At 49.9% G+C, this 20,090-nt stretch carries 24 protein-coding genes and 4 tRNA genes; 23 read left to right on the forward strand and 5 right to left on the reverse strand.

Annotation, left to right across the window (positions count from 1 at the left end):
• Positions 1-86 precede the first annotated feature (86 nt).
• Both fba and HZ297_RS05400 read left to right on the forward strand, forming a co-directional pair.
• Positions 87-1,151, forward strand: coding sequence for a class II fructose-bisphosphate aldolase (fba, locus tag HZ297_RS05395; RefSeq protein WP_178861975.1), 1,065 nt, complete (start codon positions 87-89; stop codon positions 1,149-1,151).
• An 84-nt stretch (positions 1,152-1,235) separates the two neighbouring features.
• On the forward strand, positions 1,236-1,478 hold the full coding sequence (locus tag HZ297_RS05400) for a hypothetical protein (RefSeq protein WP_178861976.1): 243 nt from the start codon (positions 1,236-1,238) through the stop codon (positions 1,476-1,478).
• Between the two features lie 20 nt (positions 1,479-1,498).
• Here the strand turns inward: HZ297_RS05400 and bioD are convergent, their stop codons facing one another.
• From bioD to HZ297_RS05415, 3 genes are read right to left on the reverse strand one after another with little or no spacing between them, the layout of a single operon-like run.
• The gene (gene bioD / locus HZ297_RS05405; RefSeq protein WP_178861977.1) at positions 1,499-2,185 is read right to left on the reverse strand and encodes a dethiobiotin synthase; all 687 of its coding nucleotides are present in this window, start codon (positions 2,183-2,185) and stop codon (positions 1,499-1,501) included.
• 3 nt (positions 2,186-2,188) lie between these two features.
• A complete protein-coding gene (locus HZ297_RS05410) occupies positions 2,189-3,076 on the reverse strand; it encodes a phosphoribosylaminoimidazolesuccinocarboxamide synthase (protein ID WP_178861978.1) in 888 nt (295 codons plus the stop codon).
• Positions 3,077-3,107: 31 nt separating this feature from the next.
• Positions 3,108-3,566, reverse strand: a complete 459-nt coding sequence (locus tag HZ297_RS05415) for a phosphate-starvation-inducible protein PsiE (RefSeq protein ID WP_178861979.1) — start codon at positions 3,564-3,566, stop codon at positions 3,108-3,110.
• Between the two features lie 149 nt (positions 3,567-3,715).
• On the opposite strand from HZ297_RS05415, the gene rpe reads away from it, so the two are divergent.
• The 10 genes from rpe (at position 3,716) to HZ297_RS05465 (ending at position 12,764) form a co-directional block, all read left to right on the forward strand.
• Positions 3,716-4,420, forward strand: a complete 705-nt coding sequence (gene rpe / locus HZ297_RS05420; RefSeq protein WP_178861980.1) for a ribulose-phosphate 3-epimerase — start codon at positions 3,716-3,718, stop codon at positions 4,418-4,420.
• Between the two features lie 97 nt (positions 4,421-4,517).
• Complete coding sequence (locus HZ297_RS05425; protein WP_178861981.1) at positions 4,518-5,198, forward strand: phosphoglycolate phosphatase; 681 nt, start codon at positions 4,518-4,520, stop codon at positions 5,196-5,198.
• A gap of 255 nt (positions 5,199-5,453) precedes the next feature.
• On the forward strand, positions 5,454-6,959 hold the full coding sequence (trpE, locus tag HZ297_RS05430; protein ID WP_178861982.1) for an anthranilate synthase component I: 1,506 nt from the start codon (positions 5,454-5,456) through the stop codon (positions 6,957-6,959).
• A gap of 27 nt (positions 6,960-6,986) precedes the next feature.
• The gene (locus HZ297_RS05435; protein ID WP_178861983.1) at positions 6,987-7,568 is read left to right on the forward strand and encodes an anthranilate synthase component II; all 582 of its coding nucleotides are present in this window, start codon (positions 6,987-6,989) and stop codon (positions 7,566-7,568) included.
• A 42-nt stretch (positions 7,569-7,610) separates the two neighbouring features.
• Positions 7,611-8,642, forward strand: a complete 1,032-nt coding sequence (trpD, locus tag HZ297_RS05440) for an anthranilate phosphoribosyltransferase (RefSeq protein WP_178861984.1) — start codon at positions 7,611-7,613, stop codon at positions 8,640-8,642.
• A gap of 58 nt (positions 8,643-8,700) precedes the next feature.
• Positions 8,701-9,504, forward strand: a complete 804-nt coding sequence (gene trpC / locus HZ297_RS05445; RefSeq protein ID WP_178861985.1) for an indole-3-glycerol phosphate synthase TrpC — start codon at positions 8,701-8,703, stop codon at positions 9,502-9,504.
• A gap of 255 nt (positions 9,505-9,759) precedes the next feature.
• Positions 9,760-10,257: an adenosylmethionine decarboxylase gene (gene speD, locus HZ297_RS05450; protein ID WP_178861986.1), complete on the forward strand. Its 498-nt coding sequence runs from the start codon at positions 9,760-9,762 to the stop codon at positions 10,255-10,257.
• The gene (gene speE / locus HZ297_RS05455) at positions 10,250-11,119 is read left to right on the forward strand and encodes a polyamine aminopropyltransferase (RefSeq protein ID WP_178861987.1); all 870 of its coding nucleotides are present in this window, start codon (positions 10,250-10,252) and stop codon (positions 11,117-11,119) included. Before speD ends, speE begins: the two co-directional genes overlap by 8 nt.
• Entirely contained in the window at positions 11,112-12,311 is a 1,200-nt protein-coding gene (locus HZ297_RS05460; protein WP_178861988.1) for a type III PLP-dependent enzyme, read from the forward strand. The genes speE and HZ297_RS05460 overlap by 8 nt, the downstream gene beginning before the upstream one ends.
• A 33-nt stretch (positions 12,312-12,344) precedes the next feature.
• On the forward strand, positions 12,345-12,764 hold the full coding sequence (locus HZ297_RS05465; protein WP_178861989.1) for an OsmC family protein: 420 nt from the start codon (positions 12,345-12,347) through the stop codon (positions 12,762-12,764).
• Between the two features lie 68 nt (positions 12,765-12,832).
• Here the strand turns inward: HZ297_RS05465 and HZ297_RS05470 are convergent, their stop codons facing one another.
• Positions 12,833-14,149 carry an adenosylmethionine--8-amino-7-oxononanoate transaminase gene (locus tag HZ297_RS05470; protein WP_178861990.1) on the reverse strand — a complete coding sequence of 439 codons (1,317 nt, stop codon included), beginning with the start codon at positions 14,147-14,149 and terminating at the stop codon, positions 12,833-12,835.
• A gap of 62 nt (positions 14,150-14,211) precedes the next feature.
• Positions 14,212-14,967: a pseudouridine synthase gene (locus HZ297_RS05475; protein WP_178861991.1), complete on the reverse strand. Its 756-nt coding sequence runs from the start codon at positions 14,965-14,967 to the stop codon at positions 14,212-14,214.
• A gap of 170 nt (positions 14,968-15,137) precedes the next feature.
• Here HZ297_RS05475 and HZ297_RS05480 point away from each other — a divergent pair.
• The 11 genes from HZ297_RS05480 (at position 15,138) to rplL (ending at position 20,088) form a co-directional block, all read left to right on the forward strand.
• Positions 15,138-15,222: transfer RNA gene (locus tag HZ297_RS05480), tRNA-Tyr, on the forward strand.
• A 6-nt stretch (positions 15,223-15,228) separates the two neighbouring features.
• Positions 15,229-15,303: transfer RNA gene (locus HZ297_RS05485), tRNA-Gly, on the forward strand.
• Positions 15,304-15,368: 65 nt separating this feature from the next.
• Positions 15,369-15,444, forward strand: a tRNA-Thr gene (locus HZ297_RS05490).
• 62 nt (positions 15,445-15,506) lie between these two features.
• Complete coding sequence (tuf, locus tag HZ297_RS05495; RefSeq protein WP_178861992.1) at positions 15,507-16,697, forward strand: elongation factor Tu; 1,191 nt, start codon at positions 15,507-15,509, stop codon at positions 16,695-16,697.
• Between the two features lie 57 nt (positions 16,698-16,754).
• Positions 16,755-16,831, forward strand: a tRNA-Trp gene (locus tag HZ297_RS05500).
• Between the two features lie 65 nt (positions 16,832-16,896).
• Positions 16,897-17,280 carry a preprotein translocase subunit SecE gene (gene secE / locus HZ297_RS05505; protein ID WP_178861993.1) on the forward strand — a complete coding sequence of 128 codons (384 nt, stop codon included), beginning with the start codon at positions 16,897-16,899 and terminating at the stop codon, positions 17,278-17,280.
• A gap of 1 nt (position 17,281) precedes the next feature.
• Positions 17,282-17,815 (forward strand): transcription termination/antitermination protein NusG, encoded by a 534-nt coding sequence (gene nusG / locus HZ297_RS05510; RefSeq protein ID WP_178861994.1) that lies wholly within the window; start codon positions 17,282-17,284, stop codon positions 17,813-17,815.
• Between the two features lie 58 nt (positions 17,816-17,873).
• Positions 17,874-18,302 carry a 50S ribosomal protein L11 gene (gene rplK / locus HZ297_RS05515; RefSeq protein WP_178861995.1) on the forward strand — a complete coding sequence of 143 codons (429 nt, stop codon included), beginning with the start codon at positions 17,874-17,876 and terminating at the stop codon, positions 18,300-18,302.
• A 4-nt stretch (positions 18,303-18,306) separates the two neighbouring features.
• Positions 18,307-18,996: a 50S ribosomal protein L1 gene (gene rplA, locus HZ297_RS05520; protein WP_178861996.1), complete on the forward strand. Its 690-nt coding sequence runs from the start codon at positions 18,307-18,309 to the stop codon at positions 18,994-18,996.
• Between the two features lie 177 nt (positions 18,997-19,173).
• The gene (gene rplJ, locus HZ297_RS05525; protein ID WP_178861997.1) at positions 19,174-19,674 is read left to right on the forward strand and encodes a 50S ribosomal protein L10; all 501 of its coding nucleotides are present in this window, start codon (positions 19,174-19,176) and stop codon (positions 19,672-19,674) included.
• Between the two features lie 45 nt (positions 19,675-19,719).
• Positions 19,720-20,088, forward strand: coding sequence for a 50S ribosomal protein L7/L12 (gene rplL, locus HZ297_RS05530; RefSeq protein ID WP_178861998.1), 369 nt, complete (start codon positions 19,720-19,722; stop codon positions 20,086-20,088).
• Positions 20,089-20,090: the final 2 nt, after the last annotated feature.

The following is a 20,090-nucleotide window of genomic DNA, read 5'->3' on the forward strand; positions in this document are numbered from 1 at the left end:
GGGAAAATTATTGTTTTGACAGCTTTTAAAAGCTTGTTAGAATAACAAGATTAATTTTTGAAAAACCAACTATAGGAGTCTCGCACATGGCGATGATTACACTTCGTGAATTGATGGACTACGCAGCAGAACACAACTTCGGTATGCCTGCGTTTAACGTAAACAACATGGAACAAGTTCGCGCAATCATGCGTGCTGCGGCTGCTTGTGACTCTCCAGTTATCCTGCAAGGTTCTGCAGGTGCGCGTAAATACGCTGGTGAGCCAATGTTGCGTCATATGATCGCTGCTGCGGTTGAAATGTTCCCGAACGTTCCAGTTGTTATGCATCAGGACCACGGTTCTGACGTTGGTGTATGTTTGCGTGCTATCCAGTCTGGTTTCACATCAGTAATGATGGACGGTTCTTTGATGGCTGACATGAAGACTCCAGCTTCTTATGAATACAACGCTGGCATCACTGCTGAAGTGGTTAAAATCGCTCACGCTGGCGGTGTGTCTGTTGAAGGTGAACTAGGATGTCTGGGTTCATTGGAAACTGGTAAGATGGGTGAAGAAGACGGTCACGGTTCTGATGACGTGCTTGACCACTCTTCATTGTTGACTGATCCAGAAGAAGCGGCGCAGTTCGTAAAAGACACTAACGTTGACTGCTTGGCGGTTGCGGTAGGTACTTCTCACGGCGCTTACAAATTCACTTCTAAGCCATCTGACGATGTATTGAAAATCGACCAGATCCGTAAAATCCACGAGCGCATTCCTACTACTCACCTAGTAATGCACGGTTCTTCTTCTGTTCCAGAAGAGTGGTTGGAAATCATCAACAACTACGGTGGTGATATGGGTCAAACTTACGGTGTGCCTGTTGAAGCGATCGTTGAGGGCATCAAGTACGGTGTGCGTAAAGTTAACATCGATACTGACCTGCGTATGGCATCTACTGGTGCAATCCGTAAGCACTTGGCTGAAAACACGTCTAACTTCGACCCACGTAAGTTCTACAAAGCGGCTGAAGACGCTATGATGGAAATCTGTAAAGCACGTTTCGAAGCTTTCGGTTGTGCTGGTCACGCATCTAAGATCAAAGCAGTTGGTCTTGAAGAGATGCAAGCGCGTTATGCTGCTGGTTCTTTGGATCAGAAAGTTAACTAATTCGCTTTTGCTGGCAACGAAGAACCCGGGCTTTGTCCCGGGTTTTTTGCTTTAAGGGGTTTGCTTTTTCAATTTGGAGAAAATATGTGTATTGTCATTATTGGTCTGATGTTGCTGCTACTTTATTATGCGGATGCGCAGCTGGCGACGTTAAGCCTGAGTGTGACGGTTGAAGATCAGAGCACGGTTGTTGCTCAGGGTTGGGAGATGGTGGTGGTTTTATGGCCGGTGGCTGCCTTGCTGTTTTTAGCCGGTGTATTGGTGGTGCTGATGACGTTGCGCGTGCGCAGTATGCTGCAAGAGATGCGACGCGAAGAAGACGCCTAATAAGGTGGCTGAAACAGTTGTCAGACGACAAAGTCAGATAACGCTACGGGTAACGAATTCGTTGTGTAACGGAGATGATAGCAAGGCAACTCGTAGGGGGCTATAAGCCGTTTCAAATCGTAATAATTGTCATTGTCGGCATCGGCAGAAACATCGTTTAAGATCACGCTGTGTGCTGTAAGACTGCGACGATAGATCGCCTCCAGCGTCAATAGGGCGTGGTTTAAGCAGCCTAGTTTATTGCCCACAACAAGGATGACGGGGTAGTTTAATTGAACTGCGAGATCCGCATTGAGGCCATCGCTGCTTAAGGGCGAGTAAAAGCCTCCCGCACCCTCTACCAGAGCAAAATGGTCGGGTGCCGGTGTGCAGGCGGTCACAAGGTCGGCTGTAGAAATGAACAGGCCGGCTTGTTGGATAGCGCGTTGCGGTGAAATAGGGGGAGAGAATTGATAGCGGCAAATCGTTTCTAATGATTCCTTGCTGCCGCAGGCATGTTGCAGAATGCGGGCGTCGCCGCATAACAGGCGTTGATCGTCTTGTCGAATGCAGCCTGAAGCCACCGGCTTTCTCGGGCTCACGGGAATGCCGTGTTGTCTTAGAGTAAGGGCGATGCAGGCGGCCGCATAGGTTTTGCCGACATCGGTGTCGGTGCCGGTAATAAAAAACCCATCAGCGGTGGGTTTTTGCTTGAAGCTTGCTGACATGGATTACAGGTTCTCGGTCAGACGGGCTTGCGCCTCTTGATATTTTTCAAGGGTCTTTAAAACCACCTCTTGTGGCAGTTCAGGACCGGGGGCTTCCTTATTCCAGTCGAGCGATTCCAGATAGTCGCGGATATATTGTTTGTCGAAGCTTTCAGGGTTTTTGCCGACTTTATATTTGGCGGCTGGCCAGAAGCGCGAGCTGTCAGGCGTCAGGGCTTCGTCAATCAAGTGGATCACGCCATTTTCGTCCTCGCCGAACTCGAATTTGGTGTCGGCGATGATAATGCCGCGTTCCAGTGCGAAATCGGCTGCAAAGGTGTACAGCTGCAGGCTGTAGTCACGCACTTTTTCCGCCTTGTCTTTGCCCATAATTTCACAAAGTTGTTCAAAGCTGATGTTCTCGTCATGTTCGCCCACAGCCGCTTTGGTGGAAGGGGTAAACAGCGGTTGCGGCAGTTTTTCCGCTTTTTCCAGGCCGGCAGGCAGCGGGATACCGCACACACTCTGCGATTTTTTGTACTCTTTCCAGCCGGAACCTACCAGGTAGCCGCGCACTATCGCTTCAACCGGTAGCGGCTTTAATTTGCGGACGATCATGCCGCGCCCGTCGAGTTGTTTTAGTTCATCCGATGTCAGGTAGTCGGATAGATTGATATCCGTGACCAGTTGATTGGGGATGATGTCGCGGGTTTTTTTCATCCAAAATTGCGCGGTATCCGTCAGGATGCGTCCCTTGCCAGGAATGGGGGTTGGTAGTACCACATCAAAAGCGGAAATACGGTCGGTGGTGACAATCAGCAGGTGCTGGTCGTCAATATCGTAAATGTCACGCACTTTGCCTTTGCTGATAAGCGGCAGGCTGGTTAAATTGGATTCATAAAGTGGTTGCATGCACAAGTTCCTAAAATTTTATAAAACAGGTTTAGCGCTTATGTCCGCTGCGGCCGTCAAGGTACGGAAAGCGCAAACTTCCGTAGCGCAGAATCAGTACGGCGATACTGATGAGGGTGATCGTTACGGCAATGGCGATCATCTGCCATTCGTTGAGCGCTTTGAGATCCAGTATCAGATAACGGGCAAGGGCGACGATGGCGATATACAGCGGCAGGCGTATCGGTAATTTGCCCGAATCCAGGTAAATGGCCACCATGGCTAATACTTCCAGGTATAGAAATAGCAGGAGCAGGTCGCCCAGAGAAACCTTTTGGGCCTGAATCATGGAGCTGACTTCGCTTGCACCGGCGTAAATCGTAGCAAGCGCAATGACGCCAAGGCCAACAAATTCGGCCATATGGATCAGACGGCTTAGCAGGGTTTCAGCCAGCGTTTTAGACTCGGTTTTGGTGCTGATCGCTAGATCTTCATGTGTGTTTTCTGACATGACGGGTATCCATTAATTACAGCTTATTGCAGGTGATGGAGGCAATATAAAGTGCCCTTGTTGCCCTGATCCTTTTTTTTGCCCATTTTAATGGATACTGTTAAAATGCACGAATTAATTTTGCAAAAATTTAACAAGGAAAACACTTTATGGCTAAGCAAGAAAACTGGATTGCTCCTTCGATTCTGTCGGCAGACTTCGCGCAATTGGGCAAAGATGTGAAAGACGTGATTGCAGCGGGTGCGGACGTGGTTCACTTTGATGTAATGGATAACCATTACGTTCCTAACCTGACAATCGGGCCATTGGTATGTGAATCCTTGAAAAACTTTATGGTCAGAGAAGGCGTTAAGGCGCCGATCGACGTGCATCTGATGGTGAAGCCGGTGGATCGTGTGATTCCAGACTTTATCAATGCCGGCGCGGATTATGTGACGTTCCATCCTGAAGCGTCTGAGCACATCGACCGTTCTTTGGGTCTAATCAAGGAAATGGGTGCGAAAGCAGGTCTGGTTTTCAATCCGCATACGCCTTTGCATTACCTGGAGCACGTTATGGATAAAATTGACATGATTCTGATTATGTCGGTCAACCCAGGTTTTGGCGGACAGTCGTTCATTCCGCAAGCGTTGAAAAAGCTGCAGGCAGCGCGCCAGCTTATCGATGCGTCAGGTCGCGACATCCGTTTGGAAATTGACGGCGGCGTTAAGGCTGAAAACATTGCCGAAGTCGCTGCTGCCGGTTGTGATACCTTTGTTTCGGGGTCTGGTATCTTTGGTAAAGCCAATGCAAACGATCCGCATCGCTATGACACAATCATCAAGCAGATGCGTGAAGAGTTGGCTAAAGTTTAATTAGATCCGCTTCACCCACAATGCAAACGCTGAGGCCGTAAACTGACCTCGGCGTTTTTGTTATTTTGGGCGGGCGAATTCAAAGGAAAGAGTGACTATGGAAAAGTTTAAGCCCGGTTTTGTTTTGATTGATTTGGACGGAACCTTGATTGACAGCGTGCCGGATCTGGCATACTGCGTTGACGAGATGATGAAGCAGCTGGATATGCCGGTTCGCGGTGAAGCGGCGGTGCGCGACTGGGTCGGTAATGGCGTGCAGCGCTTGACCGAACGTGCTTTGATTAATGCCGTGGACGGTATGCCTGACCAGGCACTGATGGACAAAGCCTATCCGATCTTTTTGGAATTGTACAAACACAACACCTCGCAACGCAGCCGCGTATACGACGGTGTGGTCGAAGGCATCGAGTGGATGAAAGCCAATGGTTACCGTGTGGCCTGTGTGACCAACAAGGCGGAAGCGTTTACCGTACCTTTGCTGAAAGACAAAGGCCTGTACGATTACTTCGAAGTGATTGTCAGCGGTGACACCTGTGCCGAGAAGAAACCTCACCCGATGCCGTTGCTGTATGCGGCGGAGCAGTTGGGTGTGGCGCCTGAAAACGCCTTGATGATCGGCGACTCCAAGTCGGATGTGAAAGCCGCGCGCGCCGCCGGATTCCATATTTTCTGTATGACCTACGGTTACAACCACGGCGAAGACATCCGCAACTATGAGCCGGATGTGGTCATGGATTCGTTTGCCGAGCTGCCAAATTATTTGGAAGCCAAGGCATAATTAAACCGGTAGATGTTGTTTGGAGACTGACCCGGCCTGGTCAGTTTCCAGATCCGAAAAGTTTGCGGTAACAGGGTTGTGGGTTAATGGATAGCTTGAAGTTTCTCAAAGCCTTGTTACTGGAAATTTTTCGCCCGTGGAGTTGCGCTGTCAGCGGTATCCGGCGGGCATGGCTGTTTCGGCAGTTAAACCGTGAACAAACTAAGCGACAAGACAAGCAAAAGATAAGCGAATAAGCAAAGGCAGAAAGTCCCCATGAGTGACGCCCACTTTCAAAACCTGGCAAAACAAGGCTATAACCGTGCACCGCTGATGCGCACGGTGCTGTCTGATTTCGATACGCCGTTGAGCGTTTATCACAAATTGGCGAAGGCGCCGTATTCTTATCTGTTTGAATCGGTGCAGGGCGGCGATAAGTGGGGCCGTTATTCGATTATCGGCTTGCCTTGCCAGCGCCGTTTGCATATTTGCGGCACCACCATTAGTGAATGGAACGGCACCCAGAAGGTGCAGGAAGTCACGGTGGAAGACCCCTTGGCGTGGATCGAGGCTTTCCAAAAGCAGTTCAAGGTATTGAAACAACCCGGCCTGCCTGCTTTTAGCGGTGGTTTGGTGGGCTATTTCGGTTACGATACGATCCGTTTTGTGGAGCCGCGTTTGCGTCACACCGGGCCTCGCCGCGACGATATTGGCGCACCGGACATTGAGTTACTGGTGTCGGAAGAGTTGGTGGTGTTCGATAACTTGAGCGGTCAGGTACATGTGATTGTGCATGCCGACCTGACGCAGCAGGGCGCTTATGCCAAGGCGCAGGCGCGTTTGGATAAGTTGCAGGCGCAATTGAGCGAACCCTTGCCGATGCCGGTGGATCAGCCGAGCGAGCGGATTCTCGACGAAGAGAATTTCGTCTCCAGTTTCGGCGAGGAAAACTTCAAGGCTGCCGTCGGCAAGATTAAAGAGTACATCCTTGCCGGCGATGCGATGCAGGTGGTGATCTCGCAGCAGATGTCGGTCGATTTTGCCGAAAACCCGATGGATCTGTATCGCGCCTTGCGTTATCTGAATCCGTCGCCTTATATGTATTTTGTGGACATGGGCGATTTGCAGATCGTCGGTTCATCGCCGGAGATTCTGGTGCGTCTGGAAGATAATCAGGTGACGGTGCGGCCGATTGCCGGCACGCGTCGCCGCGGCGTGACGCCGGAAAAAGATTTGGCGCTGGAGCAGGATCTGCTGAATGACCCGAAAGAGGTCGCCGAGCATTTGATGTTGATCGACCTGGGACGCAATGACGTGGGTCGTATCGCGCAGACCGGTTCGGTGCAGTTGACCGAGAAAATGGTGGTGGAGCGCTATTCGCATGTGATGCATATCGTCTCCAACGTCAACGGGCAGGTGAAGCCGGGGATGACGGCGATGGATGTGTTGCGCGCCACCTTCCCGGCCGGAACCGTATCGGGTGCGCCTAAAATCCGCGCGATGGAAATTATCGACGAGCTGGAACCGGTGAAGCGCGGCATCTATTCGGGTGCGGTCGGTTATCTCGGCTGGCATGGCAATATGGATACCGCCATTGCCATCCGTACCGCGGTCATCAAGGACAAGAAATTGTTTGTGCAGGCCGGTGCCGGCATTGTCGCCGACTCGGTGCCACAATCCGAATGGGACGAAACCATGAACAAAGGCCGCGCCATTTTCCGTGCCGCACGTTTCGTCACCGAAGGCATGCAAACCAAAAACCCCGACGCCGGGCACAAATAATCCGGGCAACCGAACGAGGACTTTTTTATGTTATTAATGATTGATAACTACGACTCCTTCACCTTTAACCTGGTGCAGTATTTCGGTGAATTGGGGCAGCAGGTCGAGGTGTATCGCAATGACCAGATCGACCTGGAAACGATTGCGACGTTGAATCCCGACTATCTGGTGATCTCTCCGGGGCCTTGCACGCCGAACGAAGCCGGGATTTCGGTAGAGGCGATCAAGTATTTCGCCGGCAAGATTCCTATTTTGGGCGTGTGTCTGGGGCATCAGGCCATCGGCCAGGCATTTGGCGGGAATATCATCCGCGCCAAGCAGGTGATGCACGGCAAGACCTCGCCGGTTTTCCATCACAATATCGGTGTGTTCAGCGATCTGCCTAATCCGGTGCAAACCACCCGTTACCACTCGCTGGTGATTGAACAGGCCAGCTTGCCGGAGTGCCTGGAAGTCACGGCGTGGACGCAGGACGAAAACGGTAATTTTGACGAAATCATGGGCGTGCGCCACAAAACTCTGCCGATCGAAGGGGTGCAGTTCCACCCGGAATCGATTCTGACCGAGCAGGGTCACAAAATGCTGCAGAATTTTTTGGAACGTAAATAAGCCATTGCGCTGTATGTTGCCTAAAGCTACAGAGGAAAAGATATGGAATTAAAGTTTGCGTTGGAAAAACTGCTGAATCGCCAGGACTTACAGGCTGAAGAGATGGAATCGGTGATGCATCAGTTGATGAGTGGTGCCGCGACTGATGCGCAAATCGGTGCGATTCTTGCCGCCTTGCGCATGAAAAGCGAAAGTGTCACCGAAATGACGGCGGCCGTTAAAGTGATGCGCGAATTGGCGACAGCCGTACCCATCAAATGCACCGCCCATTTGGTCGATACTTGCGGCACCGGCGGCGATGGCGCCAATACCTTTAATATCTCTACTGCCAGTGCCTTTGTGGTGGCGGCGGCCGGCGGCACGGTGGCCAAGCACGGTAACCGTTCGTTTTCCAGCAAGTCCGGCAGTGCCGATGTGTTGGAAGCGGCCGGTGCGAATTTGAATCTGACTGCCGAGCAGGTCGGTGAGTGCATCGATACCTTGGGGGTCGGTTTTATGTTTGCGCCCATGCATCACAGCGCGATGAAGCACGTCATCAATGCGCGCAAACAGATGGGGGTGCGCACCCTGTTTAATATGCTGGGGCCTTTGACCAATCCGGCCGGCGCGCCCTATCAGGTCATCGGGGTGTTCAATCCCGCCTTGACCCGCGTGTTTGCCGAGGTGTTGCAGCGTTTAGGGTCGAAACATGTGATGGTCGTGGCGGCCGAAGACGGCCTCGACGAAATCTCCATTGCCAGCAAAACGGTTGTGGCCGAATTGAAAGATGGCGTGATCAGCGAATGGCAGATCGACCCTTACGATTGCGATATGGATCACGTGAGTCTGCGCGATCTGGCGGTCGATTCGGCACAGGAGAGTCTCAATATTATCCGTGCGGTGTTTGCCGGTAATCCGGGTGCGGCGCACGATATCGTCTGTTTGAATGCCGGTGCCGCGATTTATGTCTGCGGGCTGGCCGGTTCGTATCACGCCGGCGTGGAGTTGGCGCGTAAAGTGATTGCGGAAGGGCTGGCACAGCAAAAGCTGAATGTCTATATCCGTAAAACCCAGTCGTTTACACAACAAAATTAATTTAAAAATATCGGCCTGAAAAAACTCAACAGGCCGGGTAGTAAAAGGATTGTTCGGCATGAGCAAAACGCCTGATATTTTAAAGAAGATTATTTTCCGCAAGCTTGAAGAGATTCAAGAGGGCTGTGAGCGCATTCCGTTGCGAGAGATGAAGCAGAAAGCCCTGATGATGAGCACCACGCCAACCCGCGGTTTTGCCGATGCGTTGCAGGCTAAGTTGGATGCGGGTCAGTCGGCGGTGATCGCCGAGATCAAAAAGGCCTCGCCCAGCAAAGGCATTTTACGTGATCCGTTTGATCCGGTGGCGATTGCCAAAAGTTATGAAGCGCATGGCGCCGCCTGTTTGTCGGTGTTGACCGACCGCGATTTTTTCCAGGGATCAAACGAATACCTGATGGCGGTGAAAGAAGCGGTGAATTTGCCGATTATCCGCAAGGACTTCATTGTGGACGACTATCAGGTGTACGAAGCGCGCGCCATTGGGGCGGACTGTATTTTGCTGATTGCCGCGGCGATTGGCGATGCGCAGATGTATGAACTGACGCAAACCGCGCTGCAACTCGGTATGGACGTGCTGATTGAAGTGCATAACGAGGCAGAGTTGGAGCGCGCCCTGAAGTTGCCGCTGCCGATGATCGGTATCAATAATCGCGACCTGCATACGTTTGAGGTGTCATTGGAAACGACGCTGCGCATGTTGGAGATGATTCCGGATGATCGTATTGTGGTCACCGAAAGCGGTATTCTGACACCAGCCGACGTGGCGGTTATGCGCGAGCATAAGGTCAACAGCTTTTTGGTGGGCGAGGCCTTTATGCGTGCAGCGGAGCCGGGCGAAAAGCTGACTGAGCTTTTTCAGTAACCTGTTGATTTGTCATGTAATTGTCGTAAATGAAATTATTTTGAATTTACGACAAAAAGACTTGCAAATCTGGTGAAAAGGAGAATAATACGCTTCTCCTTTTTTCCAAAAGAAAAATGGTTAAAACCTCACGCTGATTGGCGTGGCTGGGGTTCGGCAAGCTAGCCTTGTCTTGTCGAATTTTTGTTAATCATTCATCCGCATGACCATTCTTACATTTTTAGCGGCGGGTGTTTTAGTAAGGTACTCTCACAAATGCCTAATTCAGAAAATATCCTGGTTACAGGAAACGAGCACTTTGAAGTCATTGAAAAAACCACGTTGATCGATTCAACCTGGCCAACACACGACCAAGCAGTTAACGATCAAACATTGGATCACTTCATCTGCCGTGATGGTAAAACCTTTGCCGGGACGCATTTGATCGCCGATTTTTGGGGAGCCTCCAAGCTGGATGATTTACAGCTGATGGAAAAGGCGCTGCGTGAAGGCGTGGCAAAAGCTAAAGCCACGCTATTGCACATTCATTTGCACCACTTTACGCCGAATGGCGGAATTTCCGGCGTGGCCGTATTGGCGGAATCTCATATCAGTGTCCACTCTTGGCCGGAGCGTAATTACGCGGCTTTCGATGTCTTTATGTGCGGTGATTCAGAACCTGAAAAGGCTATTGAAGTGTTGAAAGAAGCTTTCACCCCTTCCGATGTGAATGTCGAAACCATTCTGCGCGGTGAGGTAACCGACAATGTCTAAGTCAGCTGCGCACTCATCCTTTTTGGAAACGCTCTACCCGAGTTGGGGACAGCAGTTTGTGATGGATGAGGTGCTGTTTGAAATCAACACCGAGCACCAGCATCTTGTGATTTTCAAGAATGCAACCTGGGGCACGGTGATGGCATTGGACGGCGTGGTGCAAACCACCGAGAAGGATGAGTTTGTTTATCACGAAATGATGGTGCATGTGCCGATGCTGGCGCATGGACACGCTAAAAAAGTGCTGATTATCGGCGGCGGTGACGGTGGTATTCTGCGTGAGGTGTTGAAGCACCCCAATGTGGAGTCGGTCACGCAGGTTGAAATCGATCAGCAGGTGATTGATTTATGTGTGCAATATTTGCCAAATCATTCCGCGGGTGCGTATGATCATCCTAAGGCGAATATTGTTATTGATGATGGCGTAGAGTTCGTCAATAATTGTACTGACAAATTTGACGTTATTATTTCTGATTCGACCGATCCGATGGGGCCGGGCGAAGTGTTGTTCACGTCGCGTTTCTATCAGGGAATTAAGAACTGTTTGAATCACGATGGGGTTTTTGTTGCACAAAACGGCGTCAGTTTCTTGCAAACTGACGAAGTAAAAACCACGTTTAATCGTTTATCGCCCTTATTTAAGGAAGCCTCGTTTTATTCAGGTGCGGTGCCTACCTATGTTGGTGGGATGATGACTTTTGCCTGGGCAACTGATAATTTGGCGCTAAAACAGGTGGATGTGGCGACTTTGGAGGCGCGTTTCAAGCAAGCAGGCTTGAAGACGCGTTTTTATACACCTGCATTGCACAATGGGAGCTTTGCTCTGCCGCAATATATTTTGGATGCCTTGAAAAATGGATAAACAATCGATCGTTGAACAGTTTGCTGAAGAGTCCCATCCGGACGTTCTTGAGCAATTTGACCGCGCCAGCCTTGAAGAGCTTGTTGCCAAGCACGAAACGCCATTTATGGTGTTGGACTTGGAAGAGGTGGATTATCAGTACAAGTCGCTGCAAGCTGCTTTACCGGGTGTGAAGCTGTTCTATGCACTGAAATCGCTTTCTCATCCTGAGTTGATCAAACGTTTGAAATCACTGGGTTGTAATTTTGACTTGGCAACCATTGGTGAAGTTGAGTTGGTTGAATCTCTGGGTATTACCGGCGACCAGTGCATCCATACGCATCCCATCAAAAAAGACAAAGAGATCAAGCGGGCGTTGGAATTCGGCAACAAGCGTTTTGTAGTCGATAACATCGAAGAGATGAAGAAATTCTACAAATATGCGGGTCAAGTAGAGTTGATTATCCGTGTTAGCTTCCGTAGTAAGCAGGCCGTGGTTGATCTTTCTCGTAAGTTTGGTTGTACGCTGGAAGAGTTGCCGGTTCTGGTCGATATGGCGCAATCCAACGGTATTGATGTGGTGGGTTTGTCTTTCCATGTGGGTTCACAGTCGATTTCCCCGATGACGCAGGTCAATGCGATCCGCTCAAGCATTGCGGCGATGAAGGTCATGAACAACGTCAAGTGGAAGTTCCTGGACATAGGTGGAAGCTTCCCGGTTTCTTATCAGGAAGAAGTGACGCCAATCGCTGAGTTCTGCGTGCCAGTTATGGAAGCTTTGGCTGAATTGCCAGAAGGTATTGAGGTTTTTGCCGAGCCAGGCCGTTTTATCTCTGCTCCGTCGATGATCGAAGTGGTTTCAATCGTTGGTAAAGCGAAGCGCGGCGCGCGTACTTGGTATTACTTGGATGATGGCGTTTACGGCGGATTCAGCGGTCAGATGTTTGACCACGCGAAATATCCGATTGCGCCTTTGAAGCCGGTTGATCCAATGGGTGAGTTCTATCCAAGCGTGTTGGCTGGCCCGACTTGTGACAGTATCGACGTGGTGGCGGAAGATATCGAGCTGCCGGAAATGGAAGTGGGTGATATTTTGATCGGCAAGCAGATGGGGGCTTATACTCTGGCGTCTGCGACCGAGTTCAACTACTATCCAAAGCCGAAGGTGGTGGTAGTCGAAGATATTTTCGACCCTGAAACCCAAGCGCTTTAATCCGGCAAGCTGTGAAACTGATTAGGAGTTAATGTGAAAACAATCGTCAAATGGCAGGGTGGTCTGGCTTTTGAAGGCAAGACTGACAGCGGGCATTCGATTATGATGGATGCCGCACCTGAAGTAGGTGGTGAGAACAAAGGTGCTCGCCCTATGGAAATGGTGCTGCTCGGCTTGGGCGGTTGTACCAGCATTGACGTGGTGATGATGCTGAATAAAAGTCAGCCAGATCAGGTGAAGGATTGTCAGGTTGAGATTACGGCGGAACGCGCCGACTCGGTACCGAAGGTGTTCACCAGGATTCATGTGCATTTCAAGGTGTTTGGTACTGATCTGAACCCTAAAAAAGTGGAGCGTGCGGTGAATCTGTCAGCTGAAAAATACTGTTCGGTCTCGAAGATGCTCGAAGCGACGGTGCAGATGACTCACGACTTTGAGATTATCGAAGCCTAAGTTGCCTAGTTACCCGGCCTGTTCAGTTTTTAAAACCCGCGAAAGCGGGTTTTTTATTGCCGGTATTTTTATGGTTGAGAGGGGTTGAGTACGGTTGTGATGGCGTTTGTCATGCCCTGGGTGAGCTGTTCAAGCTCATGCTGCGGAATGTTGAAGGCCGGCATGGTGTAAACCAGTTTGCCGAAAGGTCTGAGCCAGACGTTTTCGTTCAAGGCGGCCGCTTGGATGGCCGGACCTAAGTCGCCGCGCACCAGTTCCACTACGCCAATCGCGCCTAACACTCTGACGTCGGCTACGCCGGATAGTTGGCGCAGAGGGGAGAGCGTTGTTTTCAAATGGCCTTCAATGGCTTGGACTTGCGACTGCCAGGGGCTTGAAAGCAACAGGTCGATGCTGGCATTGGCGGCGGCACAGGCCAGCGGGTTGCCCATGAAGGTGGGGCCGTGCATGAGCAGGCCGGGGCTGCCGGCGCTGATAACGTCACTGATATTGGCGGTGCAAAGTGTCGCCGCCAAGGTCATGGTGCCGCCGGTGAGTGCTTTACCCACACACATAATGTCGGGAGAAATGCCTGCCCAGTTGCAGGCGAACAGTTGTCCGGTACGCCCGAAACCGGTGGCGATTTCATCGACAATCAATAGAACTTCATAACGGTCGCACAGCATGCGCAACTGTTTTAAATAGTCAGGTCGATAGAATCGCATGCCGCCGGCGCCTTGAACTATGGGTTCAATGGTGATGGCTGCAATTTCAGGGTGATGCTGCTTTAGCAGGTTTTCCATGGCGGCAATGTCGCTATCGTCACCATTAAAGTCGAAGCCCATGTGTGGCGCGGGTGCAAACAGGTGTTGTTTGAGAGTGTGGCTAAACAGCGAATGCATGCCGTTTTCCGGATCGGAGACGGCCATGGTGGCAAAGGTGTCGCCGTGATAACCGTTGCGCACGGTGAGCAAACGGTGTTTTTCAGGTCGGTTTAAACTGATCCAGTATTGCAGCGCGATTTTAATGGCCACTTCCATCGAAACCGAGCCGGAATCCGCTAGAAAGACCTTCTCGAGCCCGTCCGGGCTGAGTTGGACCAGGCGTTTGGCAAGTTCAATCGCCGGCTCATGGGTCAGGCCGCCAAACATGATGTGCGGCATGGTGTCGAGCTGTTTGTGCATAGCTTGAAGGATGGAAGGGTGATTGTAGCCGTGTATCGCCGCCCACCAGGAGGACATGCCGTCAATCACCTCGCGCCCATCGGCAAGGCGGATGCGGCTGCCAAGCGTTGAGGTTACGCCGATCGCCGGAACGGCTGCCGGCATTTTGGCATAGGGATGCCAGAGGTGTTGTTGATCGAAATCCAGCAGAGCGGGCCAGTCTGAAGCGGTGTGGTGTGTCATGAAACGCAAGTGCCTATGGGTTAACGTAAGAGCCGTAATAGCATAGCAAATTATGCCGGTCGCTATGTCTGAGGCACGGCATCGAGTATGTTGAGTGCGTCCAGTGCCCTGCAAAAGCTGTTTTCAAGCGGCGCATCAATGGTGATGGGCTGTTGAGTGGCGGGGTGGATAAAGCACAGGGAGGTCGCCGCCAAATAGAGGCGGTGTTGTCCCAGCCATTCATGAAACAGGTGGTTGTGATGGCGGTCGCCGTATTTTACATCGCCAATAATGGGATGGCTGATATGGTTGAGGTGACGCCGCAGCTGATGTTTACGACCGGTTTCAGGGCTGAGCTTGAGTAGGCTGTAGCGCTGCTGCGCGTAACGGCCGATGGGTTGGTCTAAGGTGGTGGTAGCGAGTGTTTCAAAGTGTGTAACGGCGCTTTGTGGTTCAGTAGGCTCTTGTTTGTGCTTATCCGCGATGCGGTCTTTCTTGTAAAGAAGCGCGTGATCAATCGTGCCCGATGCAGCTGCCCAACCTCGGCACAAAGCGACATAGGTCTTATGAATGGTGTGTTCGCTGAATTGTGCGCCCAGATTGCGCGCGATTTCCGGGGATAGAGCAAACAGCAGGAGTCCGGAAGTGGCTTTGTCGAGTCGGTGTATCGGATAAACATCCTGACCGATGCGGTCGCGCGTCATTTGCACGGCAAATTGGGTTTCATGGCGGTCGATCGGCGAACGGTGGACCAGCAGGCCGGCAGGTTTGTGGATGGCGACCATGTCGGCATCCTGATAGACGGTCGTGAAGGAGGATAAATCAAGCTCGGTGTGCATGGGTGTGGCGAGTTATAGGGTTGTGCATGAAGTTGAATTGTAAAACAAATTGATGCAGCTGGCATGGAATCGCGCCGTTGCAAGACCGTAAAAGTGAAAAATAATGCGGTTTTGCAGAAAAATAGTGTTGACAGTGAGTAAATTATCTTTAAAATACGCACTCACAATTCGGAGGGTTTCCCGAGCGGCCAAAGGGGGCAGACTGTAAATCTGCTGGCTCAGCCTTCGGTGGTTCGAATCCACCACCCTCCACCATATTCTGCGGGTATCGTATATTGGCTATTACCTCGGCCTTCCAAGCCGATGAGGGGGGTTCGATTCCCCCTACCCGCTCCAATAAAAAGAAAGGCTCTCTTTGTTGACCGAAAGGTTAATGAGAGGGCCTTTTTTTACTGTAAATTGCTTCCATAGCTCAGTAGGTAGAGCGCATCCATGGTAAGGATGAGGTCACCAGTTCGATTCTGGTTGGAAGCTCCATTTTTAATGATCGGGCATGGGTCTGCGTGTGAGTCAGGCGCTGCTTTAACGGAGTTTGCATCATGGCAAAAGCTAAGTTTGAAAGAACGAAACCGCACGTAAACGTTGGAACTATCGGTCACGTTGACCATGGTAAAACAACTCTGACTGCGGCATTGACAATTGTACAAGGTAAGAAATTTGGTGGTGAAGTTAAAGCTTACGACCAGATCGACAACGCCCCAGAAGAGCGTGAGCGTGGTATCACTATCTCTACAGCACACGTAGAGTACGAATCAGAAACACGTCACTACGCACACGTAGACTGCCCAGGCCACGCTGACTATGTTAAAAACATGATCACGGGTGCGGCACAGATGGACGGCGCGATCCTAGTATGTTCAGCTGCTGATGGCCCAATGCCTCAGACGCGTGAGCACATCCTGCTATCACGTCAGGTAGGTGTACCATACATCGTAGTATTCCTGAACAAAGCCGACATGGTTGACGACGAAGAGTTGATGGAACTGGTAGAAATGGAAGTTCGCGAACTTCTATCTGACTACGACTTCCCAGGTGACGACACGCCAGTTATCAAAGGTTCTGCACTGAAGGCGATCGAAGGCGACCAGTCTGAAATCGGTGAACCAGCTATCGGTCGTTTGATCGAAGCGTTGGACACTTACATCCCAACACCAATGCGTGAAACTGACAAGCCATTCCTGATGCCAGTAGAAGACGTATTCTCGATCCAAGGTCGTGGTACGGTTGTAACGGGTCGTATCGAAACAGGTGTAATCAAAGTTGGTGAAACTGTACAGATCATCGGTATCCGTGATACACAAGAAACAACAGTTACTGGTGTAGAAATGTTCCGTAAGCTGTTGGATCAAGGTGAAGCGGGCGACAACGTAGGTGTTCTGCTACGTGGTACTAAGCGTGAAGACGTTGAACGTGGTCAAGTATTGGCTCACAAAGGTACTGTTAAGCCTCACACTAAATTCGAAGCTGAAGTATACGTATTGTCAAAAGATGAAGGTGGTCGTCACACGCCATTCTTCAACGGTTACCGTCCACAGTTCTACTTCCGTACTACTGACGTAACGGGTGCTTGCCAGTTGCCAGAAGGTATCGAGATGGTAATGCCAGGTGACAACGTACAGATGACTGTAGAGTTGATCAACCCAATCGCCATGTCAGAAGGTCTACGTTTCGCGATCCGCGAAGGTGGGCGTACTGTTGGTGCGGGTGTTGTTGCGAAAATCATCGAGTAACAACATTGCAAAGTAAAAAAAGGGGGTGTATAATCCCCTTTTTTTGCGACTTAGTCCAGGGGTATAGCTCCAATTGGTAGAGCACCGGATTCCAAATCCGGGTGTTGGGGGTTCGAATCCCTCTACCCCTGCCATATTCATAGCGACTCGCATTTGAATTGTTGAATGCGGGTCGTTTTTTTAATTTAGCTAGTAGGTTATGAGTAAGCAAACGCAAGATCTAAACGCTTCAAATTCGCTTGATACAGCTAAATTGTTGCTAGCTATTGCTGTATTGGTAGGCTCGCTGGTTGGGTATTACGTATACGACCAGGCGCATGCAGTTGTGCGTGTGTTGGGTGTGATTGCCGGTGTGGCCGTTTCAGCATTTATTGTGTATCAGACGAAAATTGGCCGTGGCTGGTTTAGCTACCTAAGCCATGCAAAAAGAGAAGTGCGCCAGGTTGTTTGGCCAACTCGTCAGGAAACTGTTCAGATGACATTGATTGTTTTTGTCATGGTCATCATTATGGGGATTTTTTTCTGGCTGATTGACATGTTCTTTTTGTGGGCAGTCAAGTTGTTAACGGGACAAGGTGGTTAAGATGGCAAAGAGATGGTATGTGGTTCATGCCTATTCTGGCTATGAAAAGAAGGTCCAAAAGGCGTTGCTGGAGTATGCCGAGCGCGCTGGATTGGCAGATCATTTTGGTGAGGTGCTGGTTCCGTCGGAAGAGGTTGTTGAGATTCGTGACGGCAAGAAGCGCACCAGTGAGCGTAAATTCTTTCCGGGTTACGTTTTGGTTCAGATGGAGTTGAGTGAAGAGACTTGGCACCTGGTCAAAAGTGTACCGCAGGTAATGGGTTTCATTGGTGGTACGAGTGATCGTCCTGCTCCAATCTCCCAAAAAGAAGTGGATCGCATTCTGCAGCGCGTGGAAGCGGGTGTAGACAAGCCTCGTCCAAAAGTTATTTATGAGCCAGGCGAAATGGTTCGCGTAGTCGATGGTCCTTTCAAGGACTTTGAAGCTGTTGTCGAGGGTGTCGATTACGATAAAAACAAGTTACAAGTATCGGTATTGATTTTTGGTCGTTCTACACCGGTTGAACTTGAGTTCAATCAGGTAGAAAAGAGCTAATTAGTACCGTTGTTCACCACTGGGGAGCCTCGCGGCGTTGACCCATAAGGAGTAAAAAATGGCTAAGAAGATTCAAGCCTACGTTAAATTGCAAGTTGCTGCTGGTTCAGCTAACCCAAGCCCACCGGTTGGTCCTGCATTGGGTCAACAAGGTGTTAACATCATGGAATTCTGTAAAGCGTTTAACGCGCAAACACAGAGCCTTGAGAAAGGTCTGCCAATTCCTGTTGTTATCACGGTTTATTCAGATAAGAGCTTCACGTTCATCACAAAAACTCCTCCTGCTTCAGTATTGCTGAAAAAAGCAGCAGGTATCAAGAGTGGTAGTGCTGTACCTAACTTGAATAAAGTAGGTAAAGTGACTCGTGCTCAGGTTGAAGAAATTGCCAACACTAAGATGGCTGATTTGAACGCGAATGATTTGGAAGCGGCAGTTAAGATTATTTCTGGTACTGCTCGCAGCATGGGTCTGGTAATCGAGGGTTAATACGATGGCAAAATTGACTAAAAAACAAAAAGTTTTTGCAGAGCGCGTTAACCGTAATGCTTCTTACGACATCATTGAAGGTTTTAACCTGGTAAAAGAATTGGCGACATCTAAGTTCGTTGAATCTGTTGATGTTTCTGTTCGTTTGGGTATCGATCCTCGTAAATCTGATCAGGTTGTGCGTGGTGCAACGGTAATGCCTAATGGTACCGGTAAAGATGTTCGTGTAGCCGTGTTCACTGGTGAAGCAAACCAGGCTGCTGCTAAAGCTGCAGGTGCTGACTTTGTTGGTATGGATGATCTTGCTGCGCAAATCAAAGGTGGCATGATGGACTTCGACGTAGTTATCGCTTCTCCTGATGCGATGCGCGTTGTGGGTATGCTAGGTCAGGTTTTGGGTCCACGTGGTCTGATGCCTAACCCTAAAACAGGTACTGTTACACCTGATGTAGTTGGTGCGATCAAAAACGCCAAAGCCGGTCAGGTTCGTTTCCGTGCGGATAAAGCGGGTATCATTCACGCTTCAATCGGTACGGTTGCATTTGATGCTGACAAGTTGAAAGAAAACTTGAATGCACTGATGGAAGACCTGCGTAAAGCTAAGCCAGCTACTGCAAAAGGTACATACATCAAGAAAGTGACGATTTCTTCTACAATGGGTCCAGGCCTGGTAGTTGATCAGTCTACGCTGTAATTTTTGTTCAGCATTTGCTGAACAATAATGCGATTTGGGTCTCCTTAAAAGAAAACGATTTTCTTTAAAGTGTGCCCATCGCAGACCGTAGGTGAGTGTATAAGTTGCGCTCTTAATAGGTTTAAGCCTACGTAGATGGAAGGGTCTGGTGCTTGCATCGGGCTGTTTGGAGGTTATATGGCACTCAATATCGAAGATAAAAAGCTTGTCGTTGAAGAAGTCTCTGCTCTTGTAGCGGGTGCGGGTTCAATGGTTGCAGCTGAATATCGTGGTTTGACTGTAGAGCAAATGACCCAACTTCGTGCTAAAGCACGCGCTGCTAACGTTCAAGTTCGTGTTGTTAAAAACACGCTGGCGCGTCGTGCAGTTGCTGGCACAAAATTTGAAGACATGGCTAACACCTTTGTTGGTCCGCTTGTGTTTGCATTTTCTGGCGAAGAGCTAGGTAATGCTGCGCGCGTTTTCAAAGATTTTGCGAAAGACAACAAAGCACTAGTTGTTAAGTCACTATCTATCGGTGAAGGCGTACTAGACGCTTCTCGCCTGGATGCTGTGGCTGCATTGCCTACATACGATGAAGCTGTTGCTAAGCTTCTATTTGTAATGAAAGAGCCTGTTGCGAAATTGGCTCGTGCTCTTAACGCTGTTAAAGAGCAAAAAGAAGCTGCAGCTGCTTAAGCTACCGCTTAAGCACAACCCAATTTAAATTTTAGGAGATATCAAATGTCTGTTACTAAAGAAGATATTTTAGAAGCCGTTGCCAATATGTCGGTAATGGAAGTTGTTGAACTTGTTTCTGCTATGGAAGAGAAGTTCGGTGTTTCTGCTGCTGCAATGGTTGCTGCAGGTCCTGCTGCCGCTGCTGAAGCTGCTGAAGAACAAACTGAGTTCAACGTTGTTCTGACTTCTGCTGGTGCTAACAAAGTTGCTGCGATCAAAGCAGTACGTGGTGCAACTGGCCTAGGTCTGAAAGAAGCTAAAGATGCTGTTGAAGGCGTTCCTTTCGTTCTTAAAGAAGGTGTTTCTAAAGAAGAAGCAGAAGCTTTGGCTAAAGAACTTAAAGAAGCTGGTGCAGAAGTCGAAATCAAGTAATT

Source organism: Thiomicrorhabdus cannonii, assembly GCF_013391695.1.
GTDB classification, from domain to species: Bacteria; Pseudomonadota; Gammaproteobacteria; order Thiomicrospirales; family Thiomicrospiraceae; genus Thiomicrorhabdus; species Thiomicrorhabdus cannonii.

Coding starts and splice junctions, on each gene's coding strand:
- rpe (WP_178861980.1), top strand. CDS start 3,716: ATGGCTAAGCAAGAAAACTGGATTGCTCCTTCGATTCTGTCGGCAGAC.
- trpE (WP_178861982.1), top strand. CDS start 5,454: ATGAGTGACGCCCACTTTCAAAACCTGGCAAAACAAGGCTATAACCGT.
- HZ297_RS05400 (WP_178861976.1), top strand. CDS start 1,236: ATGTGTATTGTCATTATTGGTCTGATGTTGCTGCTACTTTATTATGCG.
- HZ297_RS05460 (WP_178861988.1), top strand. CDS start 11,112: ATGGATAAACAATCGATCGTTGAACAGTTTGCTGAAGAGTCCCATCCG.
- speE (WP_178861987.1), top strand. CDS start 10,250: ATGTCTAAGTCAGCTGCGCACTCATCCTTTTTGGAAACGCTCTACCCG.
- HZ297_RS05410 (WP_178861978.1), bottom strand. CDS start 3,076: ATGCAACCACTTTATGAATCCAATTTAACCAGCCTGCCGCTTATCAGC.
- HZ297_RS05425 (WP_178861981.1), top strand. CDS start 4,518: ATGGAAAAGTTTAAGCCCGGTTTTGTTTTGATTGATTTGGACGGAACC.
- HZ297_RS05470 (WP_178861990.1), bottom strand. CDS start 14,149: ATGACACACCACACCGCTTCAGACTGGCCCGCTCTGCTGGATTTCGAT.
- fba (WP_178861975.1), top strand. CDS start 87: ATGGCGATGATTACACTTCGTGAATTGATGGACTACGCAGCAGAACAC.
- trpD (WP_178861984.1), top strand. CDS start 7,611: ATGGAATTAAAGTTTGCGTTGGAAAAACTGCTGAATCGCCAGGACTTA.
- speD (WP_178861986.1), top strand. CDS start 9,760: ATGCCTAATTCAGAAAATATCCTGGTTACAGGAAACGAGCACTTTGAA.
- secE (WP_178861993.1), top strand. CDS start 16,897: ATGAGTAAGCAAACGCAAGATCTAAACGCTTCAAATTCGCTTGATACA.
- bioD (WP_178861977.1), bottom strand. CDS start 2,185: ATGTCAGCAAGCTTCAAGCAAAAACCCACCGCTGATGGGTTTTTTATT.
- rplA (WP_178861996.1), top strand. CDS start 18,307: ATGGCAAAATTGACTAAAAAACAAAAAGTTTTTGCAGAGCGCGTTAAC.
- rplK (WP_178861995.1), top strand. CDS start 17,874: ATGGCTAAGAAGATTCAAGCCTACGTTAAATTGCAAGTTGCTGCTGGT.
- rplJ (WP_178861997.1), top strand. CDS start 19,174: ATGGCACTCAATATCGAAGATAAAAAGCTTGTCGTTGAAGAAGTCTCT.
- HZ297_RS05435 (WP_178861983.1), top strand. CDS start 6,987: ATGTTATTAATGATTGATAACTACGACTCCTTCACCTTTAACCTGGTG.
- HZ297_RS05475 (WP_178861991.1), bottom strand. CDS start 14,967: ATGCACACCGAGCTTGATTTATCCTCCTTCACGACCGTCTATCAGGAT.
- HZ297_RS05415 (WP_178861979.1), bottom strand. CDS start 3,566: ATGTCAGAAAACACACATGAAGATCTAGCGATCAGCACCAAAACCGAG.
- trpC (WP_178861985.1), top strand. CDS start 8,701: ATGAGCAAAACGCCTGATATTTTAAAGAAGATTATTTTCCGCAAGCTT.
- rplL (WP_178861998.1), top strand. CDS start 19,720: ATGTCTGTTACTAAAGAAGATATTTTAGAAGCCGTTGCCAATATGTCG.
- nusG (WP_178861994.1), top strand. CDS start 17,282: ATGGCAAAGAGATGGTATGTGGTTCATGCCTATTCTGGCTATGAAAAG.
- tuf (WP_178861992.1), top strand. CDS start 15,507: ATGGCAAAAGCTAAGTTTGAAAGAACGAAACCGCACGTAAACGTTGGA.